This window comes from Bradyrhizobium sp. JR4.3 (genome assembly GCF_040547695.1).
In the GTDB taxonomy this organism is placed as follows: domain Bacteria; phylum Pseudomonadota; class Alphaproteobacteria; order Rhizobiales; family Xanthobacteraceae; genus Bradyrhizobium; species Bradyrhizobium canariense.
The window spans coordinates 137,020-156,062 of sequence record NZ_JBEPQF010000019.1; the positions used below are offsets into that span (position 1 = coordinate 137,020).

At 64.1% G+C, this 19,043-nt stretch carries 19 protein-coding genes; 11 read left to right on the forward strand and 8 right to left on the reverse strand.

Annotated features, from left to right (window positions below; genetic code table 11):
• Positions 1–137: 137 nt before the first annotated feature.
• On the forward strand, positions 138–983 hold the full coding sequence (locus tag ABIB91_RS26900; RefSeq protein ID WP_354168717.1) for an SDR family NAD(P)-dependent oxidoreductase: 846 nt from the start codon (positions 138–140) through the stop codon (positions 981–983).
• 130 nt (positions 984–1,113) lie between these two features.
• On the opposite strand, the gene ABIB91_RS26905 is transcribed toward ABIB91_RS26900, so the two are convergent.
• The 6 genes from ABIB91_RS26905 to ABIB91_RS26930 form a co-directional block, all read right to left on the reverse strand.
• A complete protein-coding gene (locus ABIB91_RS26905) occupies positions 1,114–1,320 on the reverse strand; it encodes a hypothetical protein (RefSeq protein ID WP_007615092.1) in 207 nt (68 codons plus the stop codon).
• Between the two features lie 71 nt (positions 1,321–1,391).
• Positions 1,392–1,805: a Rieske (2Fe-2S) protein gene (locus ABIB91_RS26910; protein ID WP_027565497.1), complete on the reverse strand. Its 414-nt coding sequence runs from the start codon at positions 1,803–1,805 to the stop codon at positions 1,392–1,394.
• Positions 1,806–1,820: 15 nt separating this feature from the next.
• Positions 1,821–2,933, reverse strand: coding sequence for an amidohydrolase family protein (locus ABIB91_RS26915; RefSeq protein ID WP_354168720.1), 1,113 nt, complete (start codon positions 2,931–2,933; stop codon positions 1,821–1,823).
• 14 nt (positions 2,934–2,947) lie between these two features.
• Entirely contained in the window at positions 2,948–4,012 is a 1,065-nt protein-coding gene (locus ABIB91_RS26920) for an amidohydrolase family protein (protein WP_354168722.1), read from the reverse strand.
• 226 nt (positions 4,013–4,238) lie between these two features.
• Positions 4,239–4,514, reverse strand: a complete 276-nt coding sequence (locus ABIB91_RS26925; RefSeq protein WP_007597050.1) for a YiaA/YiaB family inner membrane protein — start codon at positions 4,512–4,514, stop codon at positions 4,239–4,241.
• 39 nt (positions 4,515–4,553) lie between these two features.
• Positions 4,554–5,249, reverse strand: a complete 696-nt coding sequence (locus ABIB91_RS26930; RefSeq protein ID WP_354168724.1) for a PspA/IM30 family protein — start codon at positions 5,247–5,249, stop codon at positions 4,554–4,556.
• A 102-nt stretch (positions 5,250–5,351) separates the two neighbouring features.
• Between ABIB91_RS26930 and ABIB91_RS26935 the strand changes: the two genes are divergently transcribed.
• The 3 genes from ABIB91_RS26935 (at position 5,352) to ABIB91_RS26945 (ending at position 9,244) form a co-directional block, all read left to right on the forward strand.
• Entirely contained in the window at positions 5,352–5,960 is a 609-nt protein-coding gene (locus ABIB91_RS26935; protein WP_354168726.1) for a TetR/AcrR family transcriptional regulator, read from the forward strand.
• 114 nt (positions 5,961–6,074) lie between these two features.
• Complete coding sequence (gene hydA, locus ABIB91_RS26940) at positions 6,075–7,529, forward strand: dihydropyrimidinase (RefSeq protein WP_354168727.1); 1,455 nt, start codon at positions 6,075–6,077, stop codon at positions 7,527–7,529.
• A 95-nt stretch (positions 7,530–7,624) separates the two neighbouring features.
• Entirely contained in the window at positions 7,625–9,244 is a 1,620-nt protein-coding gene (locus tag ABIB91_RS26945) for an ABC transporter substrate-binding protein (RefSeq protein WP_354168729.1), read from the forward strand.
• Here ABIB91_RS26945 and ABIB91_RS26950 read toward each other — a convergent pair.
• Positions 9,241–10,584, reverse strand: coding sequence for a glycoside hydrolase family 3 N-terminal domain-containing protein (locus tag ABIB91_RS26950; protein ID WP_354168731.1), 1,344 nt, complete (start codon positions 10,582–10,584; stop codon positions 9,241–9,243). The genes ABIB91_RS26945 and ABIB91_RS26950 overlap by 4 nt on opposite strands.
• A 187-nt stretch (positions 10,585–10,771) precedes the next feature.
• Here ABIB91_RS26950 and ABIB91_RS26955 point away from each other — a divergent pair, with 187 nt between their 5' ends.
• From ABIB91_RS26955 to ABIB91_RS26965, 3 genes are read left to right on the forward strand one after another with little or no spacing between them, the layout of a single operon-like run.
• Positions 10,772–12,262 (forward strand): DUF4153 domain-containing protein, encoded by a 1,491-nt coding sequence (locus tag ABIB91_RS26955; protein WP_354168733.1) that lies wholly within the window; start codon positions 10,772–10,774, stop codon positions 12,260–12,262.
• A 19-nt stretch (positions 12,263–12,281) separates the two neighbouring features.
• The gene (locus tag ABIB91_RS26960) at positions 12,282–12,986 is read left to right on the forward strand and encodes a response regulator transcription factor (RefSeq protein WP_354168735.1); all 705 of its coding nucleotides are present in this window, start codon (positions 12,282–12,284) and stop codon (positions 12,984–12,986) included.
• The gene (locus ABIB91_RS26965; protein ID WP_354168737.1) at positions 12,983–14,569 is read left to right on the forward strand and encodes an ATP-binding protein; all 1,587 of its coding nucleotides are present in this window, start codon (positions 12,983–12,985) and stop codon (positions 14,567–14,569) included. Before ABIB91_RS26960 ends, ABIB91_RS26965 begins: the two co-directional genes overlap by 4 nt.
• On the opposite strand, the gene ABIB91_RS26970 is transcribed toward ABIB91_RS26965, so the two are convergent.
• Positions 14,566–14,706, reverse strand: coding sequence for a hypothetical protein (locus ABIB91_RS26970; protein ID WP_007597071.1), 141 nt, complete (start codon positions 14,704–14,706; stop codon positions 14,566–14,568). The two genes, ABIB91_RS26965 and ABIB91_RS26970, sit on opposite strands and share 4 nt — an antisense overlap.
• A 79-nt stretch (positions 14,707–14,785) precedes the next feature.
• On the opposite strand from ABIB91_RS26970, the gene ABIB91_RS26975 reads away from it, so the two are divergent.
• From ABIB91_RS26975 to ABIB91_RS26990, 4 genes are all read left to right on the forward strand, one after another.
• Positions 14,786–15,355, forward strand: coding sequence for an alpha-ketoglutarate-dependent dioxygenase AlkB (locus ABIB91_RS26975; protein WP_354168739.1), 570 nt, complete (start codon positions 14,786–14,788; stop codon positions 15,353–15,355).
• Between the two features lie 230 nt (positions 15,356–15,585).
• Entirely contained in the window at positions 15,586–16,080 is a 495-nt protein-coding gene (locus ABIB91_RS26980) for a hypothetical protein (RefSeq protein ID WP_354168741.1), read from the forward strand.
• A 134-nt stretch (positions 16,081–16,214) separates the two neighbouring features.
• Complete coding sequence (locus ABIB91_RS26985) at positions 16,215–17,144, forward strand: alpha/beta hydrolase (protein WP_354168743.1); 930 nt, start codon at positions 16,215–16,217, stop codon at positions 17,142–17,144.
• Between the two features lie 388 nt (positions 17,145–17,532).
• Complete coding sequence (locus ABIB91_RS26990) at positions 17,533–18,756, forward strand: ABC transporter substrate-binding protein (protein WP_354168749.1); 1,224 nt, start codon at positions 17,533–17,535, stop codon at positions 18,754–18,756.
• Positions 18,757–19,043 lie beyond the last annotated feature (287 nt).

Consider the following 19,043-nt stretch of genomic DNA (forward strand, 5'->3'; position numbering starts at 1 on the left):
GAATACTGCGGTGCCGGACAGGCGTAAAGGAGAGGCGTAAAGTCGGCGCGGAACGAAGACCTCCCATGCCGACTTGTGCAGGGTCGCGCGAGTGCCATGATATAGCACGACCGAGCCCCTCCCCCGGACACCGATCCATGCCGCATCCCGCCATCGTCAAAGACAATGTTGCCGTGATCACCGGCGGCGCGTCCGGGATCGGATTCGCCGCGGCTTTGGCGTTCGCGCGCGACGGCATGAAGGTGTGTATCGCCGATGTGGATCAGGCGCGGCTGGCGGATGCCGCAACAAGGCTCTCATCGCTGACGTCCGCCACACATGTGATGACCTTCGCGATCGACGTCAGCAAGGCCGAGAGCGTGGCGGAACTCGAGCGCGCCGTGCGCGAGCGCTTCGGCGGCACCGACATCCTCATGAACAATGCGGGCATCCAGCCCGGCAGCACGTTGTTCGGCGAACCCGACAATTGGCAGCGCATTATCGGCGTCAACATGTGGGGCATCATCACTGGCTCGCGCATCTTCGCGCCCAACATGATCGCGCGCGGCAGGGCGGGGCTCATCATCAACACCGGCTCGAAGCAGGGCATCACCACCCCGCCCGGCGATCCCGCTTACAACGTCTCCAAGGCCGGCGTGAAGGCTTTTACGGAAGCGCTCCAGCACGAGCTGCGCAACACTGCGGGTTGCCGCATCACCGCGCATCTGCTGATTCCCGGCTTCGTCTTCACGAACCTTACCGCGAAAGGCCGGACGGAGAAGCTGGCCGGCGCCTGGACGGCCGAGCAGACCGTGGATTTCATGTTGGCGCGGATGGAGGCCGGCGATTTCTACATCCTCTGCCCCGACAACGACGTCCCGCGCGCGCTCGACGAAAAGCGCATGCTGTGGGCCGCCGGCGACATCGTGGAGAACCGCCCGCCGCTGTCACGCTGGCATCCGGACCATGCGGATGCATTCGCGAAATTCGTGAAGGGGGATTAGGCTGTTTGATCCTCATGGTGAGGAGCGCGGAACGCGCGTCTCGAACCATGCAGGCCCGGTTGGGCCTCGATCCTTCGAGACGCCCGCTTCCGGCGGGCTCCTCAGGATGAGGGTTTACACAGGGGGCGCTCTACAGCGTCTCTTGCTGATGCCCGCAATTCTTGCAGGCGAACTTGATGCGGGTCTGGCCCTTTGGCGCCTGCACACGGTTCGGGGCGCCGCATTTACCGCAGACGGCCTCGATGCGGGTATCACCCTGCTTGACGACGACGGTTTTCTTTTCCATCGATTCGCGGATCAGGCGCTCGGCCTCCTCACGCAGGGATTGTTTCGACAAAGCTCGTCTCCGCCATAAATGCGGGCGAGGCTTATCCCACCTGCGGCAAAATCACAATCCCAACCGGCTGCTCAGACCTCCACAATCACGTAGCTGTCCTCGACATGCACCGGAAAGGTCTCGGCAACATACGGGCCTTTCTGGAGTTCCTCGCCGCGCTCCACAGCGACCGGATATGACCTTATCTTGACGCGCTTCGGGTCGAACCAGGATTGGCCGTTGCGCATGTCGAACTCCCAGCCATGCCAGGGACAACGCAGCATCTCGCCGACGCGCGAGCGCTGATAGATGCCGGGCTCGGGCGAGGTCAGCCGCGCCACGCACGCCGCTTTCTCCAGCGGCGCGCCTTCGTGCGGGCAGCGGTTCAGCAGCGCGAAGAACTCGCCATTGACGTGGAACACGACGATGTCGCGGCCGGCGACATCGACCACCTTGTTGCCACCGGGTGGGATCTCCGAGGTGGACGCGACGATGTGACGGGCCATACCGTGCAGACCTTCTCAGAATTTGTAGACCGCGCGGGCATTGGTGCTGAAGATCTTGGTCCGCTCGGCTTCTGTCAGCGGCGTCTTGAAGGCGAAGCGCGGATCGTCGAAATCCCAGTGCGGATAGTCCGCCGAGAACAAGAGACGATCGATGCCGACCCATTCGATCAGCGAGCGCAGGTGCCGGGCTTCGTCAGGTTCGTCGATCGGTTGCGTCGTGAACCAGAAATGCTCGCGGACATATTCCGACGGCTTGCGCTTGAGATGCGGCACCTCGCTGCGGAAGCGCTCGAAATGCTGGTCCATCCGCCACACCGCGGATGGGATCCAGCCAAAGCCGCCCTCGATGAAGACGAACTTCAATTTTGGAAAGCGCTCCGGCACGCCCTCGATCACGAGGCTGGCAAGCTGCGCCGCAATCGTGTGCGCGTTGGACTGGTGCTCCTCGACATAATAGGACGGCCAGCCGCCACCGGTCGGCGCGTGCCCGCCATAGCCGCCGACATGGATGCCGAGCGGCAGGTCCAGTTCTTGGGCACGCTCGTAGATCGGCCAGTAGCGGCGGCGGCCCAGCGGCTCGTTGGCGCGCGGCGAGACGTTGATCTGGACGTATTCGCCGATTTTCGCGCAGCGTTCGATCTCGGCGATGGCGAGATCAACACCGTCCTGCCCGACCAGGATCGAAGCCTTCAGGCGCGGGTCGCGATGCGACCAGAACGCCAGCTGCCAATCGTTGATGGCACGCTGGATTGCGGCGCCGAATTCGAGGTTCTGCTGCGAGAAGATGAAGAGATCGAGCACCTGCAAAATCCCGAACTCGACGTCGAGCGGATCGAGATGCTGCTTCTGCATGAAGGCGAGATCCGAACCGGGCGGCCCGCCCGTCGGCGGCCACGCATCGCGGCGCGCGATCAGCGGCGAAGAGCGCGGATAGGGCGTGGTGAACAGATAGGGCGTGCGCAAATGGCTGCCATATTCCTTCAGATGCTGCTGCCAGCGCTTTGGCAGGAACTCGTTGAGATCGTCGAACGAATGCAGGCTCGGATGGACGTCGCAATCGACGATGCGCAGCCGCGAAGCGGCGGGCTTCTCGTCTTCCCGCAGCGGGCGGTCGATGACCTCACTCATGCAAACCTCCAAGGTCAGTTAGCGAGCGACAGCCGCGGAAACGTCTCCAGCGGGTTGTCCACGCACATCTTCGAGATGATGCTGTTCGGCAGGTTCGGCGGGATCGGATCGTCACCGTCGAACTGCCAATGCGGATAGTCGGATGCGAACAGGAACATCTTTTCGGATCCGATCTGGTCGATGATGTCCTCCACACTTTTCGCGTCGCCCGGCGCGTCGAACGGCTGTATGGTGACGCGAAAATTGTCGCGGATGATCGCGGCCGGCTCGCGCTCGACCCATGGCACTTCGACGCGCACCCCGCGCCAAGTCTTATTGGCGCGCCACATAAAGGCCGGCAGCCAGCTCACGCCGGATTCCATCAGCACGACTTTGAGATTCGGAAACTTGCCGAACACGCCCTCATAGATCAGGCTCAAGATCTGCGCCTGAAACGCCTGCGCCTCGACGAAGTAATATTCGTAGCGGTGCGACGGCCATCCGGCCGAGCTCGGCGCCTGCCGATATTGCGTGCCGGCGTGGATCGCGAGCGGCAGCTTGTACTTTTCCGCGAGCCGATAGACCGGCCAGAAATGCCGCCGTCCCAAGAGCGTCTCACCCTGCGCCAGCACGAGGATAGAGACGAAGCGGTGATCGCCGGCGCGGCGCTCGATCTCCTCGACCGCCAGATCCGGGTCCTGCATCGGCACCACGATCGACGCACGCAAGCGCGGATCGCGCGACAGCCACTCAGTGGCGATCCAGTCGTTGATCGCCTTGCAGAAGTCGGCCGCCATGTAGGGGTCGAACACGGCCTGCGCGCCATAGAGCACGTTGATGATCGCGTGACTGGCACCCAACTGCTCGAACGCGCCCTTCTGCACCATCGCGAGATCGGAACCGGGCTTTGTGCCGTTCGCCGGACGCCAGTCGGCGCGGCCGCTTAGCGGCATGCTGGGCGGATAGGAGGTGAGATCGAGCCCGTCGATGGCGCGGCTCACGACCTGCTCTTTCCAGTGATCGCTGAGATAGGGCAGTAGCGTCGTGCGCGTGCCACCAACCGCCGGGTGGATGTCGCAGTCGATCCGCGTCGCTGCCATGAGGTTCCTCGCCGAGATCTTGTAAGCACATCTTATTGGCGGCGTTCTTGTGCGCCGCCTGTGAAGACTGCCCCTGCCCGTGCGGTTGCGCAAGAGCGCACGCCCGCGCGATCGTCATGGCTCTGTTGCATTTCGCAGGCGCGATATGAGGTGTCGCGAACTGCGTTCCGGCGCGAAGCAGCGGAGCGCATTGCTCCGCTGCTTCCTTGCGGATTGTCTATGCCCGTCAAGCAGCCTTGGAGACTTCCATCAGCAGACGTTCCGCCTTGGCATCCTCGATGCGGTTTACCATCCGGCTGCTTTCGTGATTGTCGCGGATGGTCTTGGTCAGGGTGACGCAGGTCTGGATCAGCATCACAACACCCATGGTGAGATAGCCCTTCATCCAGAAATCGATCGGCAGGAAGAAGATGCCGATGGCGACGAGAAAGGCGGAGGCTGCGAAGGACACGTAAGTGAAGGTCACCCAGGCGCCGCTGTGGGGCTGGCCATTCTGGTTCATGATGGTCTCCTGTTGGTTCGAATGACGATGGGTTCGGGATCAGACAGTCGGCGTGCGCTTGGACTTCAACCGCGCCAGCACATCGTCCGCGGTCGTCTTGAGCCGGGGGCCAAAACCCTGCTCGGCGAGTTTTTCGGCAGTGGCGCGCGGGCCGGTGGCCGCGTCGAGCTCGACCAACGCGTCGTCAGCGGCCTGGGCTTCCATCTGCCGCTCACGAAGACGCCTCAAAGTGCTCTCCGCCTCCGGCAGCGTGGATTCGTAGGGGCGTGCCGCCTCGATGCCGCTGCGGCGAAGCGAGCGCACCGCTTCCGAGGCACGGGCGACGCGGCGGCCGCGATCGAGCTCGGTGATGCGGGCTTGCGCGCTTGCGACGTGCCGCTTCAACCGGGCGATCTCGGTTGCGAACAAGGCGCGTGCCGTCAGCGCGGCATCGCGATCGGCCTCCAGGCCCGCGATGGCTTCAGCGGCATCGTTGGCGAGATCTTCACGGCCGCCATCGAGCGCCGCGACCGCCCGCGTCTCGAGATCGGCGATGCGGGCGACGGTCGCCTCGAGCTTGCGACCTTCTTGCTGGTCCTGCGCGATCGCCAGCGCCAGGGTCCGTTTGCCACGCTCGAGGGCGGCTGCCGCGTCGCGCATCTGTTGATCGAGGATCAGAAGGGCCGTCCGGTCTTCCAGCTCCTCGCCGGCGGCGGCCACGCTGCCGCGGAAAAGTGTCACTAAGGTCTTGAACATTGTTGGCTCCCTGTTATGAGCGTTGCTCACGGTTGGTTTGTAGCAAGAAACTTGAACTTCGTTCAAGAAGTGTTTGAGCAGCGCTCAGAAATTTGATTGCAAATGGCTAAGGCATTGAAACGCAGAGAGAAACTTCGATCCGATCTGATCCTGGCCGCGGAACGAATGATCGCCGAGAGGGGATTGGCGGGCTTGAAAACCCGCGATCTCGCCCGCGAGATCGGCTGCGCCAACGGCGCGGTCTACAATCTCGTCGCCGATGTGGACGAGCTGATCCTGCGAGTCGGCTCGCGCACGTTGCACCGGCTCGACGAGGCCCTGAGCGCGGCGGAAAGCGTGGGCGAGCCGTCGCCGCAGGAGAGGCTGGTCCGCATCGCCCTCGCCTATTGCGATTTCGCCGCGGAAAATCTCGAACTGTGGCGCGCTCTGTTCGAGCACCGCATGGACGCCGACAAGCCCCTCCCTGATTGGTCCATCGACGACCAGATGCAGCTGTTCCGCCACGTCCACGAGCCGCTGGCCGCGCTGTTTCCAAAACGCGGTCGGGAGGAACTCGGCATCACTGCGCGCAGCCTGTTCTCGGCGGTGCATGGCATGGTGGCGCTGGGGCTGGAGCAGAAGCTGGTCGCGGTACCGCTACCGGCGCTCCGGAAGGAAATCGCGGGCTTGGTGCGCGCGATGATCGACGGGCTGATCGCGCGGGCGGCGTAGAGGCCGAGAGCGCACAGCTCAACTGTCGGCGGCGACTGGCTAAAATTTCACCTGTCACATCCCATGCAGCGCGCTTAGCTTCGCGAGGTTCATCTTCTCTATCCGGAGCCTCCCATGCCCCTCCTCATCCGCGGCGGCACCGTCGTTAATCATGATCATTCGCGCCGCGCGGACGTGCTGATCGACGGCGAGACCATCGTCGCGGTCGGGCAATCGCTCGACGCGCCCACCGGCAGCGAGATCATCGATGCCGGCGGCGCCTACGTCATCCCGGGCGGCATCGATCCGCACACCCATCTCGAAATGCCGTTCATGGGCACCGTCACTGCGGACGATTTCGAATCGGGCACCAAGGCGGCGCTGGCCGGTGGCACCACCATGGTGGTGGATTTCTGCCTGCCCGATCCAGGCCAGTCGATGCTCGCGGCCTATCAGGAGTGGCGGCACAAATCCGAGAAGGCGGCCTCCGACTACGGCTTCCACATGGCCGTAACATCCTGGTCGAAGCAGATCCATGACGAGATGGAGACCGTGGTCAAAACCTACGGCATCAACACCTTCAAGCACTTCATGGCCTACAAAGGCGCGCTGATGGTGAACGACGACGAGCTCTACAACTCGTTCGCCCGCTGCGCCCATCTCGGCGCCATGCCGGTGGTGCATGCGGAGAACGGCGACGTCGTCGCCCTGATGCAGGAGGCGCTGATCGCGCGCGGTGTCACCGGGCCCGAGGGACACGCGTATTCACGGCCACCGGAGGTCGAGGGCGAAGCCACCAACCGCGCCATCATGATCGCCGACATGACGGGGACGCCAGTCTACATCGTACACACGAGCTGCCGCGAAGCGCATGAGGCGATCGCGCGGGCACGCGCAGCTGGCAAGCGCGTCTATGGCGAGCCGCTGATCCAGCACTTGCTGCTGGACGCCGGTGAATATCAGAACAAGGATTGGGATCATTCCGCGCAGCGCGTGATGTCGCCGCCGTTCCGCGACAGGTCGCATCAGGATAGTCTTTGGGCCGGTCTCCAAGCCGGCTCGCTGCAAGTGGTCGCGACCGACCACTGCGCCTTCACTACCGAGCAGAAACGATTCGGGCTCGGCGATTTCAGAAAGATCCCGAACGGCACCGGCGGCCTCGAAGATCGTCTTGCGCTGCTGTGGACAGCGGGCGTTGCAACAGGACGGCTGACCAAGGAAGAGTTCGTCGCGGTGACCTCGGCGAACATCGCCCGCATCCTCAACATCTATCCGCGCAAAGGCGCGGTCGCCGTCGGATCGGACGCGGATGTCGTGGTTTGGGACCCCAAGGCGAGCAGGACCATCAGCGCGAAGCGGCAGATGAGCCGGATCGACTACAACGTGTTCGAGGGCTTTTCCTGCACCGGCGGACCGGCGGCGACGCTGTCGCGCGGCCGAATCGTCTGGAAGGATGGCGATCTGCGCGCCGAGGCCGGTGACGGCCATTATGTCGAGCGCCCGGCGTTCTCGCCGGTGCATGTCGCCAATTCCACTTGGAAAGAGCTGACCGCCCCGCGCGCCGTGCGCCGCGGAGCGGTGACGCCGTAGGACTGAGATCCGCACGGGATGCGACGCCGTGAAGCGCGGCCGATGGCATGCGCCTTGCCTCTTTATGGTGCAAATTTCTCAAGAGTGGGGCACCCATGAGCGCATCATCATTCGAACTAAACCGTCGCGGCGTGCTCGGCGGCCTCGGCCTCGCCGGAATGACCGCCCTCGCTCCGCGCTTTGCCACGGCGCAAGGGCGCAGCGAGACGCTGCTGGTGGTGCAGGAACTCGGGCCGAACTCGCTCGACATGCAGGGCGTCGGCTCCAACCAAACCGTGAACGGGCTGTCCTGGAATTGCTACGATCGCCTGCTGAGCTACGCCTCCAAGACGCTCCCCGACGGCACGCTGTCCTATGACCGCGAAACGCTCGCGCCTGAACTCGCCGAGAGCTTCGAGGTTGCGGCCGACGGCATGTCCTGCACTTTCAAATTGCGAAAGGACGCGAAATTCCACGACGGCACGGCGGTCACCGCGAAAGACGTCAAATGGTCGTTCGACCGCGCGGTGAAGGTCGGCGGCTTTCCGACCTTCCAGATGTCGGCGGGATCGCTGGAAAAACCCGAGCAGTTTGTCGTGGTCGACGATCACACCTTCCGCATCGACTATGTGCGCAAGGACAAGATGCTGCTGTTCAACGTCGCGGTGGTCGTGCCCTTCATCATCAACTCGGAGCTTGCGAAAAAGAACGCGACGGCGGAAGACCCCTGGGCGCTGGCGTGGCTCAGGAATAACGAGGCCGGCAGCGGCGCTTACAGGATCGAAAGCTGGAAGCCGGGTAGCGAGACCGTGCTGGCGCGCTTCGACGATTGGAAGAGCGGACCTCTCCCGAAGCTCCGGCGCGTGATCGCGCGCGACGTCCCTTCCGCCGGCACCCGCCGCGCCATGCTGGAGCGGGGTGATGCGGACATTTCCAGCGGCTTTGCACCGCGTGACTTCGAGCAGATCATCAAGGAGGGTAAGGTCAAGGTTTCGGGCGTGCCGATCCCGAACGCGCTCTGGTCCGTCGCGCTCAACACGGCAAAGCCGCCGTTCGACAATGTGAAGCTGCGCCAAGCCGTCGCCTGGGCGATGCCGTATGAGCAGATCCAGAACAGCGCGTTCTTCGGGCGTGCCGTTCCCATGTATGGCGGAGCGGCAGACGTCTCAAAGCCGGTCTGGCCGCAGGCGTTTCCCTACGTCACCGATCTCGACAAGGCCAAAGCGTTGATGAAGGAGGCGGGATTCGAAAGCGGCTTGGAGACAACGTTGTCGCTCGACACCGGCACCGCCACGGTCGGCGAGCCGACCGCGATCCTGATCCAGGAAAGTCTCGCCAAGATCGGCATCAAGGCGGCGATCGAGAAGATCCCCGGCGCGAACTGGCGCACGACGCTGAACAAGAAAGAGCTGCCTCTGGCGCTCAACCGCTTCAGCGGCTGGCTCGATTATCCCGAATACTACTTCTACTGGAATTTCCACGGCAACAATTCGATCTTCAACATCTCCTCCTACCAGAACAAGGAAATGGACGCGCTGATCGACAAGGCACGGTTCACCACGGATGCTGCCGAGTACGACAAGGCCGTGAAGGATTTCATCGCGCTCTGCATGCGCGATGTTCCCGTCGTCCCGCTCAACCAGCCGATCCACGATGTCGCCATGCAGAAGGCCATCACCGGTTACGAGTTCTGGTTTCATCGCGAGCCGGACTACCGTCAGTTCGCGAAGGGCTAGTTTTGGCGGGCGACGCTCACGGGGCGTGAGGCGGCTCGCGCCTGCTCGGACGGGAAACCCCGCGCGAGCCGCGCTTGGCTCGCGCGCAGCATCGCCATATCGAGCTTGCCTTGCCGTGATCCATCCAGGGCGCAAGCGAAAATCCGGTAGAATTGCGCGCCGTCATAGGCGACCAGCAGCAGATCGACGCCCGCGTTGATAGCCTCGACAACGGCCCGGCAGACGTCGTGCTGGTAGATCGCCCCCATCACGAGATCGTCGGTCATGACGACGCCCTGATAGCCCCATTTGTCGCGAATGATCCCCTCGACGACGCGCTTCGAATGCGAGGCGGCGCGATCGGGATCGACGGCCGTGAGCGTGACGTGCCCGACCATGAGCGCGCTGCGCGAATGCGACAGCACCTCGCGGAACGGAAGCCAGTCGGTTGCTTCCAACTCCTTCACCGGCGTGTCGAGATTGGCGCTGAAATGATGCGTGTCGGTGCGAACGCGGCCGATGCCGGGAAAATGCTTGAGCGTGGCACCGACGCCGGATTCTTCCAGCCCACGCACATAAGCGCTCGCGATCGCGCCGACGACGGACGGATCGGTCGCAATCGCGCGCTGACCGATGAGTGTGTGAAAGTCGAGGCGATTGCGCCGGACCGGCGGTTTGAGATCGAGCACTGGTGCAAGATTGAGGTTGACGCCGAACCCGGCGAGTTCACGTCCGTGGATGCGGCCGAACCCTGCCGCTTTGGCCTGCTGGTCATCGGGGGCAAGCCCGGCAAGCGTCGCCAGCGCCGGCAGCTTCGTCAACGGCGGCGCAAGATGCCCGACGATGCCGCCCTCCTGGTCCGCGGCGACGACCAGCGCCGGCAGGCCGGCGGCTCGCCGCTTGTCCTGGAGCGCCGCGATCTCGGCACGCAGCGCCTCCACGGTCCGACCCCGGATGTTGTGCCGGGTGACGTAGATGCCGCCGATCAATCCTTGCTCGGCAAGGCGCGCGATCTCCGGGAAGGAGGAATAACCGACCACGAAGTGAGGTCCGAACTGACGCGCCTCGGCCGCACTGGCGGCAAGAACATCGTGCTTGCGCAGTTCGAATTTCAGGTGCGCCGCCGACATCAGGAGCGGCGGAACGCACCAGACTATGACAAGGAGCCGGCCGGCGATCGTGCGCCAACGCCCGCTACGCAGCAGGATGAGCACAATCACGATGCTTGTGAGGACAAGCGCGATGTTTCCGGCGCCCCGCAGCACGAGCAGATAAGGATCATTCTTGTTCGCGGCCATGAATGCGACGAGAGGCGCGGCGAGCCAGAGCAGGATGAGACCGATGCGATTGAGGAGCTGCATGATTGCGTCACGCCCAAAGTGATGAACGCATCGCACCTATCAAAGCGATTTGCGCCGCGCGAGGACCAAAACCGCGCCTGCACGAAATCTGCAAAAGACTCCTGAAGCCATGAGACGACGATCCCGCCTTCTGCACAAACGACGTTCAGACTTCGTGATGCCACCATTCACGAAAGGTCATCTGGACATGACGAGCCTGGCTTCGACGTCGACGACGGAAATCAAACCGATCAGGCCTTCGGCGCTGTCGGCAAAGCTCGCGTTGGCATTGGTGCTCGCCGCGCTCGCCGACTTTCTGCTCTACGGGCAGCGATTGGGGCTGTCACTGGTGATCATGGCCATCGCGATCGCCTGCGCCTCGCTGCTCGCCAACCACGCGACGCTGGATCATCGGCGTGCTGCGATTGGCGGCGCGATCGTTGCGCTTGGTCTCGTTCCGGCCGCGGAAGAGCTCAACACGCTCTCGTTTCCAATCCTCGTAGCAGCGCTGGTCATCGCCCTCCTGCTCGCGACCAATCCGGAGACGACCGGGCTCGCCGACCGCACCCGCGCGCTGCGAAACTTTGTCCTGATCAATCCCTTCAGGGTCTTCCCCGATGCACTTCAAATCTTCAACATGTCGGCACTCACTCGGAGCATCGCACTCTGGCTTCTGCCTGCAGCGCTGGGCGCGGTCTTCACCGCATTGTTCGCCGCAGCCAATCCGCTGATCGAGCAGTGGGTGTCTCTGCTCAATCCAAAGCTCATCCTCGACTATGTCAGCATCCCGCGCGTGCTGTTCTGGACCATGATGCTGGCGCTGGTCTGGCCGTTCATCCATGTGCGCTGGCGGCGCAGGACGATTGCCACCACGATCGTTGGCGATGGCCCCGTGCCGCCGCCGCTGCCGTCCCAAGCCTCGGCTGAGTTCCTGGGCCCCTCCACCATTCTGCGCTCGCTGATCCTGTTCAATCTGCTGTTCGCGGCACAGTCCATTCTCGACGGCATCTACCTCTGGGGCCATGTCGCGCTGCCGGCCAACATGACTTATGCGGCCTACGCCCATCGCGGCGCCTACCCGCTGATCGCCACCGCGCTGCTTGCCGCCGCCTTTGTGCTGGTCGCGATGCGTCCGGGCGGGCCGGCGGAGAAATCGAAGATCATGCGGCCGCTGGTTTATCTCTGGGTGGGGCAGAACGTTCTTCTCGTCGCCTCCTCCATCCTTCGCCTCGATCTGTACGTCGACATCTACATGCTGACCTATTGGCGCATCGCGGCCTTCATCTGGATGGGGCTGGTGGCGCTCGGACTGATCCTGATCGTCGCCCGCATCGTGCTCGACAGGTCAAACCAATGGCTCGTCGGCGCCAATCTGATCGCGTTAACGATCACGCTGTATGGCTGCTCGCTGGTGAACTTCGATGCGTTCATCGCCGACTATAATCTGAGCCACAGCAACGAAATGTCGGGTAAGGGCTTGAACATCGATGCCAACTACCTCTTCACACTTGGACCGCAGGCGCTGCCTGCCCTCGACAAGGTCATCGCTCATCGGTCGGACGACAACTGCCTTGTGTCGCGGCGCGATCGGCTTGTAGAAGTCCAGCTTCAGGATCTGGCCTGGCGGAGCTGGGGCTTCCGGAATTGGCGACTCCAGCGCAGGCTGGACGCGCTGGCGAAAGCTCGGCCGACGGGCTAACGAGGCAGCGGAGAGATTCTTGGCGCACCGCATTCTCATCGTCGACGACGAGGGTCACATCCGCGAGGTCATCCGCGTTGCCTTGAAGAAAGCCGGCATGGACGTGATCGAGGCGCGCGACGGCAAGGAGGCGCTGAGCCGCTTTGCCGCCGACAAGCCCGACCTGATCGTACTCGACATCGGCATGCCCGAGTTCGACGGCCTCGACGTCTGCCGCGAGGTGCGCAAAGGCTCCGACGTGCCGATCCTGTTCCTGTCGGCGCGCGACGAGGAGATCGACCGCATCCTCGGCCTCGAGATCGGCGGCGACGACTACGTGACGAAGCCTTTCAGTCCGCCCGAGCTGGTGGCGCGGGTCAACGTCATCCTGCGCCGCCTCAGCCCCCGCAATGGCGAGGCCAAGGCCGGGCCGTCAGCACTTGCGCAAGGCGGCCTCCTGGTCGATCCCGAGCAGCATGTCGCGTCCTTCGCCGGCACGCCGCTGAAGCTGACCGCGATCGAATTCGGCATCTTGCGCGCGTTCCTGACCCGGCCGACCTCGGTCTTCAATCGCGAGCAGCTGATGCGGGCCGCCTACCAGCTCAACATCCAGGTCTCCGACCGCACCATCGACAGCCACATTCGCAACATCCGCGCCAAGCTCGCGGCGCTAGCCTGCGACAATGTCATCGAGACCATCCACGGCGTCGGCTTCAAGCTCGGCCGCTGCGAGAAGGACGCATGAGCGCGGCGCCAGACAAATGGCGGCCGTCGCTTACCCTCGTGATCTTCACGGTGCTGGCGACCGTCGGCGTGCTGCCGCTGGTCGGCCTGTTCTTCTTCCGTCTCTACGACAACCAGCTGATCCGCCAGACCCAGGCCGAGCTGATCGCGCAGAGCCGCGTGCTCGCGACGATCTATGCGCAGGAGGTCACGGCGCGGCTCGACAGCGGCCTCACGCTCGGCGCCGAGGTGCCACCGAACGTGCTGCCCGACCCCGGCGACCAGGTCACCCCGATCCGCCCCGCGCTCGATCTCACCGGCAACGACCTGCTGCGGCGGCGACCCGAGGCGCTGGCGGCGGCCCAGCCGGCGCAACCCGCCTATGTCGAGATCGGCGCAAAACTGACGCCGATCATCCGCGAGACCCAGAAGGTGACGCTGGCGGGCTTTCGCATCCTCGATCCCCAAGGCGTGGTGATCGCCGGGCGGCAGGAGGTCGGGCAATCGCTCGCCCATATCGAGGAGGTCGCCGACGCGCTGCACGGCCAATACCGCGCCACCTTGCGCAACCGCGTGCCGGACAAGCCGCCGCCGTCGATCTATTCCTTCAGCCGCGGCCTCGGCGTCCACGTGTTTTCGGCGATGCCTGTCATCGTCAACAACCGCGTCGCGGGGGTGATCTACACGACGCGGACCCCAAGCAACATCTTCGACCATCTCTACCAGGAGCGGGCCAAGTTCGTGCTGGCGGGGCTTGCCGTGATTCTCGGCACCATCGCGATCGGCCTCGTATTCTCGCGCACCATCACGCTGCCGATGCGCGAGCTGATCGATCGCGCCACCAGAATAGGCCGCGGCGACCGCGAGGCGTTCAGGCCGCTCCGACATTACGGCACACGCGAGTTCGCGCAACTCTCGCACAGCTTTCTCGGCATGGCCGAGCAGCTCGCAAGGCGCTCGGACTATATCGCGACCTTCTCGGCCCACCTCACCCACGAACTAAAATCGCCGCTGACCTCGATCAAGGGCGCCGCCGAGCTGTTGCAGGATTCGGTTCAGGGCAAAGCGGGTAGCCTGACGCCCACCGAGCAGGAGACGTTCATCGCCAATATCCTGTCCGACACAAAGCGGCTGGAAGCGATGGCGCAGCGGCTGCGCGAACTCGCGCGTGCCGAAAGCCTGCCGCAAAACGAGCGCACCGAATTGGCGCCCGTGATTGCCGACCTCAGGAGCCGGTTTCCAGCGAGCTCAATCGAGGCCAGCGGCAGCCTTGACCTGATGATCGGCATGTCGGCTGAGAAGGCGCTGATCGTGCTGTCGCACCTCGCGGACAATGCGATGCGGCACAACGCCGGGACAATCAGGCTGGAGGCGATCGACGAGCGCACGACCCTGCGTCTGACCGTGAGCAATGACGGCGATCCGATCTCGGCGCCGAACCGCGACAGGATCTTCGACGCGTTCTTCACCACCCGCCGCGACCAGGGCGGCACCGGGATGGGGCTCGCGATCGCGCGCGCGGTGATGGCGAGCCATGGCGGCTCGATCAGGCTCAAGCCGACCGAGGACGGCGCGGCATTCGAGCTCCAGTTTCCAATGGGCTAGATCGCGAACACCCAGGCGGCGACGATGGTGCCGATGGTGACCAGACCGGCGATGGTCCAGCCGGCGGCGTATTCCAGCTCAGGATGACCGGTCGCCCGCATGATCTCTGCCGGATCGGCGGTATGCTTCTCTGCCATGACAGCCTCGCACGTTACTTTCCGCGTCATATGTAAGTCGCATCAGCCACCATTAGGTTCCATCACGGAAATGCGAGGAATGACGCAGCTTGGTTTGTTCGCCGATCCGCAAGCAGGGCCTGCCGGCCTTCGCTACACCGATGACTTCGTCGAGGCCGCCGCCGAGCAGGCGCTCATCGGCCGCATCGCAGCATTGCCGCTCCAGCGCTTCCAGTTCGGCGCCTTCGAGGGCAACCGCCGGGTGGCATCCTTCGGCTATCGCTATGACTATTCGCTGCAGCGGCTGGCCGAGGCCGAGCCGATCCCGGATTGGGTCCTCCCCATCGCGCGGCGGGTCGAGGCATGGGCGGGCCTCGCCGGCGGCAGCGTCCGGCAAGTACTCTGCACCGAATACGACGCCGGCGTCGGCATCGGCTGGCACCGCGACAAGCCGCACTTCGACAAAATCCTCGGCCTGTCGCTGGGCTCGTCCTGCAAATTCCGCTTCCGCCGCCGCAGCGGCGACAAATGGGAGCGCCACACGCTCGAAGCCCTGCCGCGCTCGCTTTACATGATGGACGGCGAGGCGCGGTCGCAATGGGAGCACAGCATCCCGCCGGTCGAAGCGCGCCGCTATTCCATCACCTTCCGGACGATGAAGCAGGCCTGACCGGCCGACCAAAACAAAAAACGCGAAAACAACCCCATGCACAGTAGAACGGCCGTGTCGGCGCGAGGCTCGGCCCAGCGGCGTAACCGTTTGACACCTCGGGCAAAACAGCCGCACCGCGCAAAGGCGCAAGGCCCGGCGAACTTGCCTTCCAATTCGCGTTTACATGCTAAACTGGTTCCACGCGCCGCCCGGGAGGGAAGCCGCGATAGCAGGTCCAGGGAGGCAAGATGAAGCCCGGTCGATTGATCCTCGCCTGCACCCTCGTTGTCGCTACCGCCTCCGGCGTCGCCGATGCCTCCGACGCGACGCCCGTAAAAGTCTCGGGCTCGACGGCGCTGGCGCTCGCGGGGGTGATCGCGCCGCTGTCGTCGGTCCTGTCCGGCGCCGAGAAGAAGGCAATGGCGATGCTGTTCGCCGCCAACAGCGACATTCCCTACAAGAAGCCGATCGTGGTGACCGCCGATCGAATCGTCTGTCGCGCCGGCAATGTCGACATCACCGTGCGGAACTGCGAGGTCACCTTCGGCAAGAAGACCAGGACGGTGAACGGCTCCACGGCCAGCGAGATCTTCGCCACCGAAGCACTGGCCGGCATTCCGTCCGACGGCGCCGCGGGATCGAATTTCGAGAGCCTGACCAAGCTGAGCTGCACGATCGACCCCAACGCAATCCGCCGGAAGGACGGCAGCGGGGCGGAGTGCACGTTTCAGCCGGGGAATTGAACCACGCGCGGAGGACGAGCCGAGAGAACCGTGGGTGCCGTGAAATCGCCTCATGACCAGCTAACTAATAAGGCGAATTGAAAAGACGGGCCAAACGCGCGAGCCCATATCGGGCACGCAGGGCCAACACCGACATGAAGAATTTTCTCGCATTTTTTCTGATCCTGGGCGTGACGGCAGCCTCCGCACAAGGTCCCCTACCGATGCGGCCGGCCGCGCCGTCCGATCTCGTCCGGGTGGGCCTCACCGACAACGACACCACCGCGGGCGGCACCGCGCGGCTGTGCGAGCAGGTCACCTTCTCGCGCGGCCTGCGCTACGGCGAGAGCGAAGCCAATGTGCTCGATGTCGCCACCGCCACGACCAAGGCGGATACGCCGCGGCCGGTGCTGCTGTTCGTGACCGGCGACACCTTCACCGGCGACCGCGCCGCGCCGGAGTTGTCGCGTCAGATCCAGGACCAGGCCATGTGCTTTGCCGCCCGCAACGACATGATCGGCGTGCGCGTCAACTATCGGCTGGCGCCCTCGGCGACGTGGCCGGCGGGTGCGACCGACGTGGCGGCGGCGCTGTCCTGGGTCCACGGCAATATCGACCTGTTCAACGGCGATGCCCGCGAGATCGTCGCGGTCGGCTACGGCGCCGGCGCCTTCCATGTCGCCACCCTGCTGGCCCATCCCGAACTCCAGACCGACCGCGCCGATGTCGCGGCGGTCGTGCTGGTGTCCGGGGTCTACCGCGCCGGCAAGGACGCGAGCGACAGCGAGAAGGCCTATCTCGGCAGCGACGCCAGTCAATACAACAAGCGCTCGGTCTTCCCTGGCATCCTCAATGTCGATGTCCCGATCGTGCTGGCCTGGGCCGGGGATGATTCCGCCGGCATCACGGCTCAGGGCGAGACCCTGAAGAAGACGCTCTGCGGCGCCGGCCATTGTCCGCGTAGCGCACTGCTGCGCAGCCGCGACGGCATCGCGAGCGCCTTCGGCCTCGACGGCTCCGGCGACAGCCTCGCCGAGCCGACCCTGCTGCTGGTGCATCAGCTCGAGGCGCGGGGGCTGCCGTAGGGGTTTGCCAGCGATACGCTAACGACACACACCATTTGCTGGGCTACCCCTCTCCCCCGCCCTCCCCCACAAGGGGGGAGGGAGCGCAGTGGAGCGCGTGGCTTCTTTGTGCGCTCGTCGTTATGAAGCCAATGAGTCAGAGTGCCCTCGCCACAAGTAAGGTGCGTTCCCTCCCCCCTTGTGGGGGAGGGTTAGGGAGAGGGGTGCCACACGGGGACTCTCTCGATTGTCGGCGCGTCAGCACGCCTGCCGCTTTCGTTCGGAATTAGCAGGCGCGGCTCTGAAGCCCGCCAACCAGCCACAGCTTTGACAAACGCTTGACGTAGATCAACTCGTCTTGCTGCGGAGTGAGCCGACCTCGTTGGGGGCCAACGACAAGGTGTCGAGCATGCGCGTCACCGGCAGGATGCTGTTCATCTCGATGATCGCCTTGGCCTCGCTCGGGGCGATGTCGCAGGAGCGCGCTGATCAACCCACCGCCGACAACGAAATCCGCATCGGCAATGTCATGCCGTATTCGGGACCGCTCTCGGAGTTCGGCGCTATCGGCCAGGCGGAAGCTGCCTATTTCGACATGGTCAACGCGCGCGGCGGCATCAACGGCCGCAAGATCCGCTTTATCACCCGCGATGACAATTCTGATCCGAACAGCGCGCTGGAGCTGACGCGCAATCTCGTCGAGAAAGACGACGTGCATTTGATGTTCGGCTCGTTCGGCACGCCGGGCAATATCGCCGCGCGCTGGTATCTGAACGAGAAGAAGATTCCGCAGCTGTTCGTCGCCTCCGGCGACGAGGAGCTGAGCCGGGCCCAGGCGTTTCCCTGGACCATGGGCTGGCAGCCGTCGTTCCGGTCGGAGGGACGCATCTACGCCAACTATCTCCAGGCCTATTATCCCAGGAAGAAGATCGTGGTGCTCTGGCAGAACGACCAGTTCGGGCGTGCGCTTCTCAAGGGCATGGAGGAAGGTCTCGGCGATCTGAACCGTCTCGTTCTCGTCGACATCGCCTTCGACATCAATGACGAGCATCTCGACGGACACGTCTCGATCCTCAAGCGGGCCGGCGCCGATATTTTCGTCTTTCTCGGCGTGCCGTCGACGGCGTCGAAGGTGATCAAGCTGGCGGCGTCACTGAAATGGCGCCCGGTCTTTATCGTCAACGACGCCTCGGCATCGATCGCCAACGCGATGGCGCCCGCGGGCCTGGAAAATTCCTCCGGCGTGATCTCGGCGGCTTTCCTGAAGGACCCGAGCGATCCCGCGTGGAAAGACGATCCCGCCATGAAGGACTGGTTCGCCTTCATGGACAAATACCATCACGACGAAAGCACCAACAGCAGCGCGGCGCTTTATGGCTATGCCGCAGCCGAGGCGCTGACGCAGGTGCTGAAGCAGTGTGGCGACGACCTGTCGCGCCAGAACATCATGCGTCAGGCGGCATCGCTGAAGAATTATCAGCCCTCGGTCGCCCTGCCCAACATCAGGATGAACACCTCGCCGAACAGCTACCTGCCGATCAGGCAGATGCGGCTGGTTCAGTTCGACGGCCGCTCCTGGCAACCGTTCGGCGAGGTGATCGAGACGGCGTTTACGGAAGGCGCGGCGCGGTGAGGTGACTCGGGCAGGGCAGTTGCCCGCTTGAGGGAGCGTCGGCGTTTATCGCACCGAAGGGAGAGGTGCGCTCCCTCCCCCGCTTGCGGGGGAGGGTTGGGGAGAGGGTGCATCCGCAACCGAGAACCCCCAAGAGGAGAAAGCCCTCACCCGGCGCGCGGGACGATGCTTCGCATCGCCCGGACGCGCCGACCTCTCCCGCAAGCGAGGGCTTTGCGTAAATCGCGAATCTGCGATTCTCTAAGAGACATCTGAAGAGGATCTGGGGATGGCATATCGGCAGGTGG